Origin of the sequence: Xenorhabdus sp. KK7.4 (genome assembly GCF_963876465.1) — a bacterium.
GTDB classification, from domain to species: Bacteria; Pseudomonadota; Gammaproteobacteria; order Enterobacterales; family Enterobacteriaceae; genus Xenorhabdus; species Xenorhabdus stockiae.
The window spans coordinates 36,053-56,416 of sequence record NZ_CAWNQF010000063.1; the positions used below are offsets into that span (position 1 = coordinate 36,053).

Consider the following 20,364-nt stretch of genomic DNA (forward strand, 5'->3'; position numbering starts at 1 on the left):
AAATATGCAAATCTCTCGAAGAAAGTTGCTGTTAGGCGTTGGTGCTGCTGGTGTCTTGGCTAGCGGAGCCTCAGCTTTAGTTCCAATGGTTCGTCGGGACGGTAAATTTATCGTCACTAAATCCAGGGCATTACCCGTAGATGGCACTCGCGGGGAATTACCGAAAGAAGCTGATGCTGTGATTATTGGGGGCGGAATTCAAGGCGTTCTGACAGCGATCAATCTGGCGGAAAGAGGAATGAGCGTTACTCTGTTTGAAAAAGGGGCCATCGCGGGCGAACAATCAGGCCGTGCTTACAGCCAGGTTATCAGCTACAAAACCTCTCCCGAAATTTTCCCATTGCACCACTACAGCAAAAAGCTATGGCGGGGAATGAATGAAAAGATTGGCGCAGATACCAGTTATAGAACACAGGGCCGTGTTGAGGTTCCTTCAAGTGAAGAGGACTTAGCTCGTTCTATTGACTGGATTATATCAGCACGAGAAGCAGCTGGTTTCGGCACGCCGTTGAACACACGAATTATTGGAGGAAATGAATTAACTAAACGACTGGCGAATGCAAAAACACCATGGAAAATCGCTGGATTTGAAGAGGATTCAGGGAGTGTCGATCCAGAAACCGGAGTACCGATTTTGGCTCAGTATGCCAAAAAAATCGGGGTGAAAATATTCACTCACTGTGCGGTACGTGGTATTGAAACCGCTGGAGGGAAAGTATCCGGTGTCGTAACTGAAAGAGGTTCCGTTAAGGCACCATCTGTTGTTCTGGCTGGTGGTATTTGGTCACGTCTCTTCATGGGAAATCTCGGTGTTGATATCCCAACACTGAATGTTTATTTGTCACAACAACGCGTTTCTGGTGCCCCGGGAGCTCCTCGCGGTAATGTTCACCTGCCAAATGGTATTCACTTCCGCGAGCAGGCTGATGGAACCTACGCCGTTGCGCCACGTATTTTCACCAGTTCTATTGTGAAAGACAGTTTCCTATTGGGATCTCAATTTTCGCACCTTTTGAGTGGAGGTGATTTGCCACTGAAATTTAAGCTAGGGGAAGATTTGTTTAACTCATTCAATATAACTACTCAATGGGGTATGGATGAAGTTACACCATTTGAAACACATCGCGTTGCAACGGCAACACAAAACAATGAGCATCTGGATGGCGTATTTGAGCGTATGAAAGCTGAATTTCCGGTGTTTAAAAACTCTGAAGTCGTAGAACGGTGGGGAGCTGTTGTCAGTCCAACGGCTGATGAACTTCCTATTATTTCGGAAGTGGAAAAATACCCTGGACTTGTCATTAATACAGCAACAATTTGGGGAATGTCTGAAGGGCCTGCGTCCTCTGAAGTTACAGCCGATATCCTAACGGGTAAGACGCCGATTATTGATCCGACTCCGTTCAGTCTTTCACGATTCAATTCATAAGGAAAAAGTATTATGCGTTATAAAAACATGCTGTTATGTCTTCCTTTTATCTGGGGGATCGCACATGCTGAAAGTGTTCGTTACCACAAACTGGAAGGTATGCCGATCTCGGAGTCTGTGGAAGTCAGTAACAGCAAAAACATCATTTTCCTTAGTGGAAAAGTGCCGACTAAAATAAAGAAAGATGCACCAGATGATGTACTTTCCTCGTATGGTGACACGGAGGCGCAGACCGTCAGTGTCCTGAAACAAATCCAGACTCACCTTGGGGAACTTGGTCTGGGAATGAAAGATGTTGTCAAGATGCAGGTATTTTTGGTCGGCGGTAAAGAGACTAACGGAGATATGGATTTTAAGGGATTTATGGCAGGGTACTCTCAATTTTTCAATGAGAAAAACTCCATTAATCTACCGGCTCGCACTACTGTTCAGGTGGCAAAATTAGGTAATCCGGCGTGGCGTGTTGAGATTGAGGTCACAGCGGTTAGGCCTTGAGTGCTAACTACAACCTTCCATAATAGGAAATTATCCAGACCCGTGCAGATCGCTCAGGGTCTGATTCTTCCACAGTATTTTATTATGAAGCGTTGATTGAGTAGAGCTATTCAGTCACCCGGATAAACTTCTTCTCAGAGCAGGATTATCGGAGCTTATCATTGTTTGTAAGGAGAAAGCGTGAATCTATTTTTAATTCCGGGACTTATGACTGATAAAACATTATGGCAAGAGATGGAGCCTGCATTATCTGCGTTGGGTAATATCGTCTATGGTGATATTTCTCTGGGGAAAAATCTTCGAGAAATTGCCCTTCATAATATTGCCATGTCACCAGACCGATTTGTTTTAGTGGGGTTTTCTTTAGGAGGATACGTTGCTCGCTGGATTGCCAGTCTAGTACCAGAAAGGATTGAAGCCTTAGTGCTCATTGCTACTTCAAATTTTCCAGACAGCGATAATCAGAAAGCAATAAAATCCCGTACGGCAGAAATAGTGAAAAATGGGTTCTTTGACGGACTCAGCCTAACTACCATTCGGACATCGCTTCATAGTAATAATAAAAATAATCAGTATCTTATTGAACTCATCCGCGCGATGAGTCTACGGCTAGGGCCAGATGTATTTATCCGCCAGTTGATGTTGCAACGGGATAATCCAACCTATTTATCTAGCCCTCATAATTACCCTGTATTAATTATTGCTTCAGCCTGTGATGAACTGAGAACACTGGCAGAAGCGAAATCGTTGCAAAGTGAATTCCCAGGATCCACATTACGTATTATCGAGAATGCCGGCCACATGCTGCCACTTGAACAGCCTATTAATTTGGTAAAAATTATCAGCACATGGCTGGAAGAGTCTATCAATACATCGTAATTGAGGCGTATGAAATATCTTATGAAAATATTTTTAATTTATGGCTTTAGGTTTCTGTCATATTAATACGACAGAAACCTATCTGAGAAGTAAACCTGAGTGATGATTTTTTCTAACTTCTTTGGTTAACGAATTAATATAACATTTTTATTATTCATCTTTTTACAACTTCTTTAGTCAATGCATCAATAAAAATTTTTGATTCGTCACATTGGAGAAAAACAAAACATGATTTCCTAACTATTGTATGCTTAGGTGCTAATAATTTTTGAGCTTGGACGTACCAAAACGATGAGGTATAGCCATGTTCCAATTTCAATTGAAATGCTTCCTCTAAAGTTACACGAAAAGGCCAATCAAGATTTTTATATACCCCATCTACTATCCAAGAAGTTTGTGGTTCTGCAAATTTTCCCGGTGAAATCTCATGAATCGACGCACCACCCGGGTCATGTGGACCGGAATTATTAAGTCTAAATACCAGACTCATTGATTTTAATTCGCTAATATCATTTATCAGTTTATTGTACACGCCAGGGTCATTGGTTCCGCTCATTTTTATTTGCACAAAAGAAGGATCATAACGAGCTAATTTATCTTTAATTATATTGATCCCTATATTAACGCGTTCATTAAAAGTTAACATATCAATCCTCTTTTTTGTGTTGATTGGAATGTTTTTTGGAAAATTATCATTATTTATTACCACCTGATAACGCTCAGACATTTATAGCATAAATCTACTATGTCAATTATTATCTTTTTTAACATTCAATATCAGTCGCCGTACCTCATATAATTCCAGGATGATTAAATAAAAGATGCCCGGTCATTGTAAATATTATTGACCGAGCATTATTGTTATTAATGATTGCTTGCTATTTCTGCAACATCACTAGTATTACACCATTTCTGCTTCACAATTCATTTCCAGTGCCCTGCTTAGGGTTTTAGCCAAAATAACTTTATTCGTACTGTCCTCCATCAGGCTAAAATGGTCGCCCGGTACAGGTGTCAGCTGGAGTAAAGTGTCAGGTACGACCTGCTCCCAGCCTAACGATGGCTCCATACTTAAAGAAGGTAATAGCGTTTCGGTAACGAAAGGAATTTGCGGGTAAGGCTCCGTTGCGTAGAATTGATGAAGCATTATCTCCAATACTTCTGGTTCATAGGCTTTAATCATTTGCACATAATTTCCCATCTGTTCCCAACGCCTTGCGATCAAGTCAGGGCGGAGGTTCGCCGAATACAGTTCTAACTTCTGTGCTGCGGCAATAAATTGAACCAAACCTAATTGATCAATTTTCTGATGCAATATCGCTATCTTCTCTTCATGCTCCCCACCCGACTGTTTTGCCAGTTCAGCAAGGAACTGGAGTTTTGGCTGAATGATTTGTTGCTTAAAGCAGTGAGGAGCTGGTGTATCAATCAACCCCAGAAAATCGACAGTCTCACCGGCATTCAAAAGTTGCTGAGCAATGGCATAAGCTAATACACCACCAGAAGAGTAGCCATAGATCCGGTATCGTCCTTCCGGTTGAACCGATTTCATGAAGGTAATCATTTTGTCGGCTAACGCTTCAATAGTTGATACCTGCTCTTCATTGACGGAAGGCCAGGGTAATACATAAACCGGATAGTCGGGATGAATATATTGAGATAACCCAAAAACATAAGAGTAGTCATTCATGCCGCTGGGAACAAAAAATAGTGGTGGCTCCATTCCGGATGAGCGCACGGGTATCGCACTGCTTTGCGGTTGAGACAGCGGATCTAATGTCATTTTTGATACCAGTTCAGTCAGCACAGGGAATTGAAAGAGGTTATTCAATGTACACATCAAACCACGATCTGCGGCAAGGTTTATCATCCGCATAGCGAGCAACGAGTGCCCTCCAAGTGCAAAGAAATTGTCATGCCGGCCTATTTTCTCAACCCCCAGCAATTCACGCCAGATAGCAGCCAAAGTTATCTCCACCTCTCCTTGTGGTGCTTCATAGGTTTGATGCGCAAAGGCATTCTGATCAGGTTCCGGCAGAGACCGGCGATCCAGCTTACCGTTAGGGGTCAGCGGGAAAGCATCCAAACATACAAAGGCGGCGGGTACCATATAATCAGGCAACGAAGCGCTCAAATATTCACGTAGAGAATTAACCAGCCCGCTATCCTTATCTGCCACAACATAGGCCACCAGTCGTTTATTCTGTCCCTCACCCAGCGCCAATAAAATAGCTTCACGCACTGTCGGGTATTCTGTTAGCCGGGCTTCTATTTCCCCCGGTTCAATCCGGAACCCACGGATTTTAACTTGTTGATCGTTGCGGCCAACAAAGACCAGATTACCATCCGGTAAATAACGGGCTAAATCGCCGCTTCGGTACATTCGTGCATCCGGTGCCTGATTAAATGGGTCAACCAGAAAACGCTCAGCCGTCAAATCAGGTCGATTGAGGTAACCACGCGTTACACCGTCACCACCAATGTATATCTCCCCTACTACCCCCAATGGAACTGGCCGTCCATCATTATCCAGCAGATAAATCTGAGTATTCGCTGTCGGACGCCCGATAGGAATAAATCCATTCTGATAGTCTGATGGGCAACGCCAGACAGTAGCGCATACTGTGATTTCTGTTGGGCCATAGGCATTGAATACAGTTGCCCGGTCGCGCAATGTCTGAATTAGCACAGGATTTGGCGCTTCACCGCCCAATATTAAGGTTGGCCTGATGTTTATCTCCGGTAAATCAGCACCATCCTGCAATAGCGCTGGTGTCAGACAGGCGTGAGTTATTGATTGTTCTTCCAGATAACGCCAAAAGAGATGCGGATCCTGACGAACTGCATCAGCAGGAATATCCAGAGTGGCACCACCACATAAAGCCATCATAATTTCCCAGACACTGGCATCGAATCCAAATGAAGCAAATTGCAACATCCGGCTATGAGAGTGAATGCCAAACTGGCTGATTTTATCCTGAATAAGGTTAACGAATCCTCGATGCTCAACCATCACGCCTTTCGGCATGCCCGTAGAACCGGAAGTGTAAATCACATAAGCCAGATGCCGTGATGTTAACGCCGAAACCCGTGGATTATGATCCGGTTGGTCAGGCAGGATATCATCCGGGTTAACTATCGTTAATTTCGCGATAGTTTCCTCACTCAATACGGCACGGCCGGTATTATCTGCCAATACCACCAGCGGAGCGGCATCATTCAGCATATAAACCAGACGATCACCGGGATAATCAGGATCCAGTGGTACATATGTTCCCCCCGCTTTCAGTACTGCCAATAGCCCCGTTATCCCTGATGGTGAACGCTTCACGCAAACTGCTACCCATTGATCAGGTTGTACACCCAACTCAATTAATTGGTGGGCCAGTCGGTTAGCGAGACTATTTAATTCCGTATAGCTAAGTGTCTGTCCTTCATGTACCACGGCAGTGGCGTTCGGTGTATTCTCAACTTGTTGCTCAAACAGTTGATGGATACACAACTGGTCAGGATATGCGGCTTCCGTCGCGTTCCATGTTTGCAGCAACAAGTTCCGTTCTGACTCTGGCAAAATTTCCAGCATCCGCACAGGTGTTTCCGGTGCCTGTTCCAGCGCGTCGACCAAACTCTCCAGCGCCCGTTGCATGTAACTACACACCCGTTCTGGATCAAATGGCCGAACAATTTGTGCAGTTAATCCCAACGCTTCGCCAAAATCTTCCACTGACAGGGTAAACGGATAGTTAGTTCGCTCCTGTGCCCCAAGGAATTCAACACCGTCCATGATTTCATTCGAAGTCACCGGCAATGCGTTATGGCGGTAGTTCAGCAAGGTACTGAATAATGGGGTTCCGCCCTGCACTCCACTGCAACGCTGCGCCAGTGCCAGCGACGCATGTTCATGTGTCAACAACCCTGCCAGCCAGCGATGTGCCACCTGTACGCTATCCTGTACCGGAGTATTATCCATATCCAGTCGCAGCGGTAATGTATTGATAAACAGCCCCATACCATTGTCGGCACCTTCACCGGCACCCATTCGCCCGAATAACACCGTACCGAATACGACTTTCTCCTGCCCACTGGTACGCGCCAGCACCTGCGCCCAGGCTAAATGACACAAAGCTGCCAGACTGACACCCCGGCGTCGGGCCTGATTGCGTAAACGGTTATTCAATTCTGCGGTCAACATCCGGTGAGATTCTGTGATTTGCGAACCATCATGATGAACTTCTGTCAATCCGAATGGCAACGTTGGTTCATTCACCTCAGCCAGCATATCGGTAAAGAAACGAACATGCTGCTCCTGACTGACTCCCAATCGAGCCTGAGCAACCAGATTGCGGAAAGGAGGCGGTACGGGCAGATTGTTTTCTTGTCCGTCAAGATAGGCCTGCACTTCATGACTCATCACATCCAATGCGGTATGGTCGCCAATCAGATGATGCATCAGTTGCAGTACAATCCAGCGACCATCCGTTTCTTGCGCCACAACAAAACGTAGTAATGGCGCTTGCCCCAAATCAAGGCGATAGTGACGGGGATCAAAACGTTGAGATAACTGTTCACTGACTGGCCCATTCACGGAGTCGAGTGTCAGTTCAGTCACTGATAATCGTGCCTGACGGCAAACCACCTGAGCAGGAACGGATAACCCTTCCCAGATAAAAGCAGTACGTAAGATATCATGCCGATTAATAACTTGTTGAACGGCGCTCAGATAACGATCCAGCAGAGTCCGGTTCGCAAAAGCCATCTGGCCAGCCAGTAAATACGGGTCACCTTCGTTTGCTAATAAATGGTGGAACAAAATGCCATCCTGTAGCGGCGACAGCGCATAAATATCCTGAATATTGGCAATCCCGCCCGGTATTTGTTCGATGATGTGATCAATCTCAGGCTGAGTGAGACCAATTAACGGTAACATCTCGGGAGTTAGTTCTGCCGTTTCCGGTGTAATAACATTGGCTGGTACACCTTCACCCTGATTTTGCGTCAGGGTTTGTGCAAGTTCAGACAGCACAGGAGACTGAAACAAGTCACGCACCGCCAGAGTTAAGCCCAGACTCCGCAACCGTTCGACCATGCGCACCGCGAGCAATGAATGACCACCCAACGCGAAGAAACTGTCATATCGGCTGATTTGTTCAACGCCCAGTAAGTCATGCCAGATAGCGGCGAGTGCGATTTCTGTTTCCCCCTGTGGCTCTGCGTAAACCTGACGCGCAAATGAGTCCTCTCCCGGCACCGGTAACGCCCGGCGATCCAGTTTACCGTTAGGGGTCAACGGGAAAGCATCCAGACGTACAAAGGCCGACGGCACCATATAATCAGGCAATAACGTGCTCAAATGTTCACGCAGAAGACTCACCAGTCCATCATTCGCTTCTGCCACCACATAAGCTACCAGCCGTTTATCCTGTTCATGACCTAATGCCAAAACTAATGCTTCCCGTACTGCGGAATGTTCGGTCAACCGGGCTTCTATTTCCCCCGGTTCAATCCGGAACCCACGGATTTTAATCTGTTGATCGTTGCGGCCAACAAAGACCAGATTACCGTCCGGCAGGTAACGAACCAAATCCCCGGTTCGGTACATCCGTGCATTCGGTTTATTACTAAATGGATCTGTCATGAAGTGTTCAGCCGTCAATTCAGGACGATTGAGGTAGCCGCGCGTTACACCGTCACCGCCAATATACAACTCACCCACCGCACCTAAAGGAACTGGCTGGTGGCAGGTATCCAACAGATAAATCCGGGTATTCGCGGTTGGACGTCCAATAGGCGTCTGCTCACCCTGATAGTCTGGCGGACAGTGCCAGGCAGTAGCGCAAATGGTTATTTCTGTCGGGCCATAAGCATTAAATACGGCTGCCTGACGGCTCAGTGTCCGGATAAGTAACGGGTTGGGTGCTTCACCGCCTAAAATAATAGTCGGTTTTATCTTCAATGCCGGTAAATCAGCACCGTCCTGCAACAGTGCCGGGGTCAGGCAAGCGTGAGTGACTGCCTGTTCTTCCAGATAATGCCAGAGACGACACGGATCCTGACGAACAGTGTTATCCGGAATAACCAGACTGGCACCGCTTCCCAGTACCATCATAATTTCCCAGACACTGGCATCGAAACCAAATGAAGCGAATTGCAACATCCGGCTACAGGAGTGAATACCGAACTGGCTGATTTTATCGCGGATAAGGTTGACGAGCCCACGATGCTCGACCATTACGCCTTTCGGCTTACCCGTAGAGCCAGAGGTATAAATCACATAGGCCAGATGACTGGAAGTTAATGCAGCGATTTGCGGATTATTTTGCGGATTATTATCCGGCTGTTCGGGTAATGTATTCGGGTCGAGTACAATTAACTGCGCAATCATTTGTGCTGATTGCTCATCTTGTGCCTGGCCTGATAACGCTGAACGTCCGGTATTATCGGCCAATAAGATAGCCGGTTCAGCATCGCACAAAATATGTTTCAGGCGTTCACCCGGGTAAGCCGGATCCAGTGGTACGTAGGCTCCACCCGCTTTTAATACTGCCAATAACCCGACTATCCGCGCCGGTGAACTTGCCATGCAAATCGCTACCCGCTGATCTGGTACAACACCCAGTTCGATAAGCTGGTGGGCCAGCCGGTTAGCCCGAACATTCAATTCTTCATAGCTAACAGATTGATCTTCATACACTAAGGCGGTAGCGTCCGGAGTACTTTTAACTTGTTGCTCAAACAGTTGATGGATACACAGCTGGTCAGGGTATGCGGCTTCCGTCGCGTTCCATGTTTGCAGCAATAAATTCCGTTCTGAATCAGGCAGGACTTCCAACATCTGTACTGGCATTTCCGGTGCTTTCTCAAGAGCTTCAGTCAGGCTCTCCAACGCCTGTTGCATATAATCACACAACCTTTCCGGATCGAATGGCTGTACTACCTGCGCAGTCAGCCCCAAATCAGAACCACCATCTTCTACTGACAACACAAACGGGTAGTTAGTCCGTTCCTGTGCATCAAGAAGTTCAATTCCGTTGGTGGTTTCATCCAGCACGACCGGTTGTGTATTATGCCGATAATTCAGCAGCGCATTAAACAGCGGTGTGCCACTGGCGACTCCGCTACAACGCTGAGCCAGCGCCAGTGAAGCATGTTCATGCGCTAATAATCCCGCTAATCGGGTATGGGCGACTTGTACACTCTCCAGCACAGGAGTTTCATCCATATCCAGTCGTAGCGGTAAGGTATTGATAAACAAACCCATGCCATTGTCGGCACCTTCACCGGCAGCCATGCGCCCGAATAATACCGTGCCAAACACCACTTGCTTCTGACCGCTGGTGCGCGACAACACCTGCGCCCAGGCCAGATGGCACAGTGCAGCCACACTGACGCCCAAACGACGGGCCTGATGACGCAAACGAAGATTCAGTGCAGACGTTAACATTCTATGTGATTCTGCCACTTTCGAGCCGTCATGGTGTACTTCTGCCCATCCAAACGGCAACGTTGGCTCATCCACTGCCATCAGCATATCGGTAAAGAAACGGGTATGTTCCGGCTGGCTGGTTCCTAACCGGGCTTGTGCTACTAAATGTCGGAATGGTGTTGAAGGCGGCAGGCTATCTCCCCGACCAGCCAGATACGCCTGTACTTCACTGTTCATCACCTCCAGCGTGGTATGGTCGCCAATCAGGTGATGCAGCAGCTGTAACAGGATCCAGCGGCCATCGGTATTCTGGGTAATGACAAAGCGCAATAACGGTGCTTTATTCAGGTCAATACGGTGCTGGCGCGGATCAAAGCGTTGAGCCAACTGGTCACTGATCGACCCGTCAGCCGGATCGAGTGTCAGCTCTGTGATGAATAAAGGAACCTGACGGCAAACGACCTGAGCCGGAACGGATAATCCTTCCCAAATAAAAGCGGTACGCAGAATATCATGGCGGTCAACGACCTGTTGCACGGCACTCAGATATCGGTCCAGCAAAGACCGATCCGCAAAAGCCTGTTGGGTTATCAGGAGGTAAGGATCGCCTTCTTTTGCCAACAAATGGTGGAATAAAATGCCATCCTGTAACGGTGACAAAGCATAGGTATCCTGAATATTGCTAATTCCGCCCGGAACTTGTTCAGCTATACGGTCAATCTCTGACTGAGTCAGATCAATCAGCGGCAACATTTCCGGCGTCAGCGTCATAGTATCCGGTGTAATACTGTTTTCAGGTATTGTGATTTCACAATGTTGCGCCAGAGACTGAGCCAGAATGCAGAGTGTCGGGGATTCGAATAGTGTTTGAATCGATAAACCCAGCCCCCTATTTCGCAAGCGTTCAATCATCCGTACAGCAAGCAAGGAGTGGCCACCCAACGCAAAGAAACTGTCATGGCGGCTTATCTGTTCAACCTCCAGCAATTCGCTCCAGATAGTGGCAAGCGCGCATTCAGCTTCACCTTGCGGGGCTTCATAAACCTGACGAGCAAAAGCATGCTGATCAGGGGCTGGTAACGCCTGTCGATCCAGTTTACCGTTAGGGGTCAGCGGGAAGGCATCCAGACGCACAAAAGCGGCCGGCACCATATAATCAGGTAAAATAGCACTCAGATATTCACGTAGGCTGGTGGCCAGTTCGTTATCCGTTCTGTTTGCCACTATATAGGCAACCAGACGCTTATCCTGACCATCCCCCAGAGCCAGTACCAGCGCTTCACTGACTGCCGGATGTTCGGTTAAATGCGCCTCGATTTCTCCCGGCTCAATCCGGAATCCGCGAATTTTCACCTGTTGGTCATTGCGGCCAACAAAGACCAGATTGCCATCTGGTAGATAACGGACTAAATCCCCTGAGCGATACATACGAGCATCAGCATCATCGCTAAACGGATCCGGTAAGAAACGTTCGGCGGTCAAATCAGGGCGATTGAGATAACCACGGGCCACACCTACGCCGCTGATATATAACTCACCTACCGCACCCTGCGGTACTGGCTGACCATATTTGTCCAACAAATAAATGCGTTTGTTAACGGTTGGTTTGCCGATAGGAATTAATCTTCCCACAAAATCTGACGGGCAGTTCCAGATGGTGGCACCGACGGTGATTTCTGTCGGGCCATACGCATTGAACAAATTAGCCCGACCGCATAATGCCTTAAATAAGGCCGAAGCCGGTGTTTCTCCTGCGAAGATTAATGTGGGTTTTATGGCTATTTCCGGCAAACCTGCACCATCATGAAACATAGCCGGAGTCAGACACGCGTGTGTTACCGATTGCTCTTCCAGATAATGCCAGAGGCGATGTGCATCCTGCCGGATAGTTTCTGTCGGAATAACCAGCATAGCCCCACTACTCAGCGCCATCATGATTTCCCAGACACTGGCATCAAAACCAAATGAAGCAAACTGCAATACCCGACTGGTTGCACTGATATTAAGCCGGGCACTTTGCTCCAGCGTCAGGTTAACCACCCCCTGATGCTCAATCATCACCCCTTTCGGCTTACCCGTGGAGCCAGAAGTGTAGATCACATACGCCAGATGCTTAGAGGTCAGTTCAGGGACACTCGGATTACTGTCAGGCTGATTTGGCTGAGCATTTGGATCGAGTACAGTCAGTGTTTTCAGAGTTTCTTCACCCAGAGCCGACCGACCGATATCATCCGCCAGCAAAATAGTGGGGGCAGCATCAGTGAGCAGATAAGCCAAACGCTCACCCGGGTAAGCGGGATCTAGTGGCACATAAGCCCCACCCGCTTTCAACACCGCCAACAAGCTCACTATTCTCTCTGGTGAGCGTGTTACACAAATCGCGACAGACTGATCTGGAATTACACCTAATGAAATTAATTGATGCGCTAATCGGTTAGATCGGGCATTCAGTTCAGCATAACTCACTGTCTGGTTTTCATACCTTACCGCGATGGCATCCGGAGTTTTTTCGACTTGCTGTTCAAACAGTTGATGAATGCACAACTGTTCAGGATATGGCGCTACAGGCGCATTCCAGGTTTCCAGCAATAGTGTCCGCTCAGCAGGTGATAAAATATCTACGGTAGTGATGGATTGTTGAGGACAGCTTACCATCGCCCGTAATAAGGTCTGTAAATAGCCGACCTGCCTTTCAATTGTTTCAGGGTCAAACAAAGCAGAAGAATAATTCAGTTCTCCAACAACCTCTCTCGCCTTTTCCGTCAGCTCCAGCTGTAAATCGAATTTAGCGATATCGTATCCCTGTACAACGGGAGTCACCGCTAAGCCCGGTAGTTGCCACTCTTGCGTGTCATTCTCCTGCCAGGCAAACATGACCTGAAATAGCGGAGTATGTTCTGGTCTGCGTGGCGGTTGTACGATCTCAACCACTTGCTCAAAAGGCAGATCCTGATGCTCCTGTGCGCTCAGTGTCGTCTGCCGCACACGCTGAAGCAGCGTCTCCATGTCTAATGTGCCGAATGAATCCGTACCGGATAAATCAATACGCAATGCCAGCGTATTAACAAAAAAACCGATCAGTGGCTCGATGTCCCACCGGTTGCGGTTGGCACTCGGTATACCAATCACCAGATCATCCTGCCCGGAGAGACGCGACAATAATGCAGCCCAGGCAGTCAGCAATATCATGAATAGAGTGCTGTCATGTTGCTGTCCCAGCTGTTTCAGTTCCTGTACCAGCGTAGCATCAATCTGTACCGGTATCCGACCACCACTAAATGACTGTCGGGAAGGACGGGGACGATCTGTTGGTAATTCCAGTAATACTGGCGCATCAGCCAGCGTACGGCGCCAATAATCACTGTGCGTCCGCATTTTTTCATCGGAGAATACCTTACGCTGCCAGGCGGCATAATCAGGATATTGAATAACCAAAGGAGGTAATGGATTAGGCTGTTCATTCAGACAAGCCGAATAAAGGGCACTCAACTCTGATTTCAATATCTCTAACGACCAGCCATCAGACACAATGTGATGCTGAGTCAGTAAGAAGACATAATCCTCATCGGCCCGCTGTATTAGTGCACAACGGATTAAAGGGCCACGGGCAAGATCAAACGGTGTTTCTGCTTCCTGTACACACAAAATATTAAGTTGCTTATCGACATCAGGCAGATTACGCAGGTCGTATTGTTTCACCGGCAGAGTCAACTCTGCTGGCAACAGCTCAACCTGAGGCTGACCGTTAACCATAATGAAGACGGAACGTAGTGCTTCATGACGGGCAAACAGATGATCCAGCGCCTGTTGCCATGCGGTTATATTAAGCTGCCCTCGTAAGTACAGTGCCAGCGGAATATGATAGGTATCACTGACGCCATCAAACTGCGCCAAAAACCATAAACGCTGCTGAGCAAATGACAACGGTAAAGGGCTACTATTATTACGGTCACGGAATACGGGGATAATGTCAGATAAGTTATCCTTTTGCTCATTACGCTGCGCACTGATTTTCTCCGCAAAAGCTATCAGTAACGGTGATGTAAATAAGGCAGCCAGCGGCAGTTCAACCCCGAAAGCAGCGAGGCGATTCATCACCCGCACTGCCAAAAGTGAATGACCACCCAACGCAAAAAAGTTGTCATATCGACTGATTTGCTCAATACCTAATAATTCACTCCAGATAGCCGCCAGTGTAGTTTCTGTTTCCCCTTGTGGTGCTGCGTAAATCTGACGGGCAAATGCGCTCTGCTCCGGTACTGGCAACGCCCGGCGGTCCAGTTTACCGTTAGGAGTCAATGGGAAGGCATCCAGATGTACAAACGCTGCCGGCACCATATAATCAGGCAGAATAGCACTCAGATATTCACGCAGGCGGGTAGCTAATCCGTTATCTTTTTCTGCCTCAATGTCTTCTATTACAACATAAGCGATCAGGCGTTTTTCCTGCCCGTCACCCTGCGCCAGTACCCACGCTTCGCGCACAGCCGGATATTCAGTTAGCCGGGCTTCAATCTCACCCGGCTCAATCCGAAAACCACGGATTTTAACCTGTTGATCATTGCGGCCAACGAACACCAGATTACCATCTTGTAAATAACGGGCTAAATCGCCAGTACGGTACATTCGCGCATCAACAACGTGAGTAAACGGATCTGCCAGAAAACGTTGGTCAGTCAGATCAGGACGATTGAGATAACCACGCGTTACACCGTAACCGCCAATATAAAGCTCTCCCACTGCGCCTAAAGGCACCGGTTGACCACCATCATCCAGCAGATAAAAACGGGTATTCGCGGTCGGGCGCCCAATAGGGGCTAGTGTATCGGTGTAATTTAACGGACAACGCCAGTGGCTGGCACATACGGTAATTTCTGTCGGGCCATAGGCATTAAATACAGTTGCCTGACGGCTCAATGTCTGGAGGAGTGTTGGACTGGGTGCTTCACCACCTAATATTATGGTCGGCTTTATCGTTAGCGTAGGTAAATCAGCGCCATCCCGTAATAGCGCCGGGGTCAGAAAAGCGTGCGTTACCGATTGTTCTTCCAGAAAATGCCAGAGGCGCTGAGGATCCTGACGAACCCTATCCGCCGGAATAACCAGATTAGCGCCACTATTCAACGCCATCATGGTTTCCCAGACACTGGCATCAAACCCAAACGAAGCGAACTGCAACACCCGGCTACCGGAATGAATACCGAACTGGCTGATTTTATCCTGAATAAGATTGACCAACCCACGATGTTCAACCATCACCCCTTTGGGCACACCTGTTGAACCGGAAGTGTAAATCACACAGGCCAGATGGTGTGAGGTTAGCGCTAATACCTGCGGGTTGTTATCCGGTTGATCGGGTAAAGCACTGGATAAGATACTTGGTTCAAGCAAAGTCAGCCCGATAAGCGCTTCCTCACCTAACGCAATGCGTCCGGTGGCATCGGCTAATATGATTGAGGGAGCCGCATCATTCAGGATATGTGTCAAACGTTCACCCGGATAGGCGGGATCGAGTGGGACATAAGCGCCACCTGCTTTCAGTACCGCCAGCAAGCTCACCACTCGCGTCAGAGAACTAGCCATGCAGATTGCCACCCGTTGTTCCGGTGTCATCCCCAATGCAATCAGTTGATGCGCTAATCGATTGGCGTGAGCGTTCAATTCAGCATAGCTAAGGGTCTGCCCTTCATAGACCAACGCTGTGGCATCTGGTGTTTTTTCTACCTGTTGTTCAAATAACTGGTGAATACATAACTGCGCAGGATAGGCTGTTTCAGTCGTGTTCCAGTCTTCCAGCAATAACGTACGTTCCGTTTCAGGTAAAATATTCAGTGCCCGTACCGGTGTTTCCGGTGCCCGTTCCAGCGCTTCTGCCAGACTTTCCAGCGCCTGTTGCATATAGCCACATATCCGATCCGGCTCAAACGGCTGTACTACCTGCGCAGTCAGTCCCAGAGTAGAGCCGCCATCTTCCACTGACAGTACAAGTGGATAGTTAGTCCGCTCCTGTTCCCCTAAAAATTCAATCCCCGGTAAGACCTCATGCGGAATAAGTGGTTGATCATTATGCCGATAGTTCAACAATGCACTAAATAGCGGCGTACCGCCTGCAACACCACTACAACGCTGAGCGTGCGCCAGTGAGGCATGTTCATAATCCAGTAAATTAGCCAGCCGGGACTGTGCCAGCCGTATGCTGTTGTGTACCGATGTATCATCAATATCTAGCCGCAACGGCAAGGTGTTGATAAACAGCCCCATGCCATTGTCAGCCCCTTCCCCCGCCGCCATGCGTCCGAACAGTACGGTACCAAACACGACTTTGCTCTGCCCGCTGGTACGCGCCAGTACCTGTGCCCAAGCCAGATGACACAAAGTTGCCACACTAACACCCAGACGTTTCGCCTGCTGACGGAGACGATTATTTAATTCCGGCGCTAACATCCGGTGCGATTGTGTTACCTGCGAACCATCACGATGTATTTCAGTTAAGCCAAACGGCAGCGTTGGCTCATCGACATCAGCCAGCATGTCGGTAAAGAAACGGGTATGTTCTGCTTGATTACTGTTCAGTCTGGCTTGTGCTACCAGATTGCGGAATGGTACCGGTACCGGCAGATGATCATCCTGCCCGGCCAGACAAGCCTGCACTTCGCGGTGCATCACTTCCATTGTTGTGTGGTCGCCAATCAGGTGATGCTGTAATTGCAATACATGCCAGCGACCATCGTTCTCTTGTGATACGACAAAGCGCAACAATGGAGCCTGATTCAGTTCAAAACGATATCGACGTGGATCAAAACGATGAGCCAATTGTTCATTGACTGGTCCGTCAGCCGGGGACAAGGTCAGTTCAGTGACCGATAAAGACGCCTGATGCCAGACTACCTGTGCTGGTGTAGATAATCCCTGCCAGACAAAAGCGGTTCGCAGGATATCGTGGCGGTCAACCACCTTTTGCACTGCCACCAGATAGCGGTCAAGCAACGCACGGTCAGCAAAAACCATCGGATAAGCCAGCAAATAAGGGTCACCTTCCTTTGCCAGCAAATGATGGAACAGAATACCGTCCTGTAATGGTGACAGAGCATAAATATCCTGAATATTAGCGCTCCCGCCCGGCACCTGCTCAACAATAAGGTCAATCTCAGACTGGTTCAGATCAATCAGTGGCAACATTGCCGGAGTCAGCATCGTGGTCGTCGGAGTAATCGCATTCGGTGGTATCACTAACGCCTGATGTTTTTCCAAAGCTTGAGCCAATTCTGACAGCACCGGACACTGGAATAGATTACTGGCAGCCAGAGTTAATCCCAGACTGTGCAGGTGTTCAATCATCCGTACGCCAAGCAATGAATGACCGCCAAGGGCAAAGAAACTGTCATGCCGGCTAATTCGCTGTATACCCAGTAATTCACGCCAAAGGGTTGCCAGCACAATTTCCATTTCTCCCAGAGGTGCTTCATAGATCTGACGGGCGAAATCATCTTCTCCCGGAGCCGGTAATGCCCGGCGATCCAATTTCCCATTCGGCGTCAGCGGGAATTCATCCAGACGCACAAAGGCCACCGGTACCATATAATCCGGCAACCGCATACTCAGATGTTCACGCAGGCGAGTAGCTAATCCGTGATCCTCGTGAGTCAACACATAAGCAATAAGTTGTTTGTCCTGCCCCTCTCCTGAAGCCAGCACGACGGCTTCACGTATCGCCGGATATTCCACCAGCCGGGTTTCAATTTCCCCCGGTTCAATGCGGAAACCGCGGATTTTAACCTGTTGGTCATTACGCCCCAGAAACTCCAGATTGCCATCCGGTAGATAACGAGCCAGATCTCCGGTTCGGTACATGCGAGCATTAGCTTTCTCACTAAACGGATCGATGAGAAAGCGCTCAGCGTTCAATTCCGGGCGATTGTGATAACCACAGGCTACGCCATCACCTCCGATATAAATTTCACCCGTCATTCCCGGTGCTGTCGGCTGCCCATCAGAGTCCAGCAAATAAACACGGGTATTGGCAATGGGCCGACCAATAGGAATAGAGGTTATTCCCGCAGCTAACTCGTGAATATGGTAGGTCGTCGTAAACGTGGTTCCCTCACTCGGGCCGTAAGCATTCAATAATTTTTGTGGCGGGTTTTTACGCAGCACCTGAGCAATAATATGCGGATCGAGGACATCTCCCCCAACCAGCAGTAGCTTAAGCTGAGGCAGCACCGGAGATAACTCGTCAGCCAGACGGTTAAACAACCCGACGCTCATCCATAGAATGGTAATACTGTGAATCTGTAAAGCCTGAACAAAATCTGGTGGAGTCAGTAACGTAGTATGATCGATAACTACCAGCGCAGCTCCGTTGAGCAGTGGTGCCCAGACTTCAAAAGTACTGGCATCGAAAGCCGGGTTAGCGGCAAAAGCAATGCGATCATCAGATTTAATATCAACATAACCATTATTAATAATCAGCCGGACAACAGCCCGGTGTGGCACAATGACGCCTTTCGGTAGCCCTGTCGAACCAGAGGTATACATGATATACGCTGGCCCGGTACTGGTATCCCGTAAATCAGGATTGCGATATTCTTCTTTTCCAATAGGTTCTGTTGCGAGGGTAAGACTGAGCCGGGGAACAACTAATTCAGGTGGGGTCGCCATCTGCATATCAGTCAGCAGTAATTTGGCGGAACAATCGTTTATCAGCCAGTTTTTCCGTTCATCCGGCACATTCGGGTCAATAGGAACATAAACGGCACCAGACTTGAGAATAGCTAACTGAGCCACCACCAATTCAATTGAACGCTCCAACAGAATCGCGACATGATCACCCGGACAAATACCCTGCTCAATCAGTTGATTCGCTAACCTGTTAGCCTGTGTATTCAGCTCCGCATAATTCAGTATTTGATTGCCGGCAATTAATGCTATGGCAGTTGGCGTTCTCTCAGCCTGCTGTTCAAATAACTGATGAATACATAGATGATCAGGATACGGGGTTTCCGTGGAGTTGCAGATTTCCGGCAACAGAGAATATTCAGTCTCAGATAAGCCATTAAACTTTTCTGTAAATATGTCATCACTCATTTTTTCTGACGACATATCCACTACCCCAGCGTCAAGAATATTATTCTTGCTGGTAATACTGTCTTTCATTTTTTTACTACCTCAACGAATCTATTGGATATTTGAAAACTGTTATATCTGCTGTTTTTAAATTGCTTATTTACGTTCAGTAACTATCACAATTGTTTTCTTTTATTTTTTGAGAAAATAAAAACGGACACGCCGAGCATCGAAAGATACTCAGGGAACATTTTCTCTCAGGTATTAGTTTTTCCATTCCGGTTAATAATCTGCCAACCAAAAATCAGGCAGAAGTCATTACCGTCACAACGGAATAAACAGCTCACTTAATAAATTGGGAGAAGTTATTTCATTTTTTCCCTGTTCTTAGATAAACGTCTTTGATCTACCGCAATTTTTATTAATAGACGCTTAATTCCACAACTAAATAAAAATGGATGAATTGAATATATCGACAGGATCCTTCGACAAGTCATTACTGTATTTTTCACACTTATGATTAATATCAAAAATAAATTATTTCACTTGAAATCATGCAGTTAAGAAATCACCGCATTCTATTTTGTCATTACCAAATTTAGCTGATTATTTAAATCATGAGTGAATTTAGTGCCAAAATGAAACGATCACAATTATAAAATAATTCCCGGTATATTATTTTATATTAATAAAAAACATTTTGGACATGGTTCCTCTTTGATATTAATACCTAAAATATACAGTCATGATAATAAAAAATGATATGGGTAATTACTTGACAAAATATAACTCAGATTAATCAGGCTGAAAAAACGAACAATATAAAGCTCTACTCTGTCAACAATATCCAGAAATCCTCAGTGCTTTGACATCATAAAACTCAATATAAAAACAAAATAACGTTAACATTGGAGATATAATGCTGCCTGAAAGCCCTATTTATTCACGTAAAGAAAATATTTCTGTTTTCTCTATGCTGAAATATATGTTGGAAATAACGCTTATTTTATTTTTCACTATTAGAAGGAGCTTGATTTTGCCAGTTACTAATCGACGCAAGTTTATTAAAATCTGT

The 20,364-nt window shown here is 47.2% G+C and carries 5 protein-coding genes; 3 read left to right on the plus strand and 2 right to left on the minus strand.

The features are described 5' to 3' along the window. Positions 1 to 4: 4 nt before the first annotated feature. The 3 genes from AACS90_RS06295 (at position 5) to AACS90_RS06305 (ending at position 2,803) form a co-directional block, all read left to right on the plus strand. Entirely contained in the window at positions 5 to 1,429 is a 1,425-nt protein-coding gene (locus AACS90_RS06295) for an NAD(P)/FAD-dependent oxidoreductase (RefSeq protein ID WP_099122158.1), read from the plus strand. A gap of 12 nt (positions 1,430 to 1,441) precedes the next feature. Beyond that, positions 1,442 to 1,924, plus strand: coding sequence for a RidA family protein (locus AACS90_RS06300; RefSeq protein WP_099122159.1), 483 nt, complete (start codon positions 1,442 to 1,444; stop codon positions 1,922 to 1,924). A 180-nt stretch (positions 1,925 to 2,104) separates the two neighbouring features. Beyond that, complete coding sequence (locus AACS90_RS06305) at positions 2,105 to 2,803, plus strand: alpha/beta fold hydrolase (RefSeq protein ID WP_099122160.1); 699 nt, start codon at positions 2,105 to 2,107, stop codon at positions 2,801 to 2,803. Between the two features lie 154 nt (positions 2,804 to 2,957). Here AACS90_RS06305 and AACS90_RS06310 read toward each other — a convergent pair whose 3' ends face one another. Both AACS90_RS06310 and AACS90_RS06315 read right to left on the minus strand, forming a co-directional pair. Next, positions 2,958 to 3,530: a hypothetical protein gene (locus AACS90_RS06310; RefSeq protein ID WP_099122161.1), complete on the minus strand. Its 573-nt coding sequence runs from the start codon at positions 3,528 to 3,530 to the stop codon at positions 2,958 to 2,960. Positions 3,531 to 3,704: 174 nt separating this feature from the next. Then, positions 3,705 to 19,379: a non-ribosomal peptide synthetase gene (locus AACS90_RS06315; protein WP_099122162.1), complete on the minus strand. Its 15,675-nt coding sequence runs from the start codon at positions 19,377 to 19,379 to the stop codon at positions 3,705 to 3,707. Between the last annotated feature and the right edge of the window lie 985 nt (positions 19,380 to 20,364).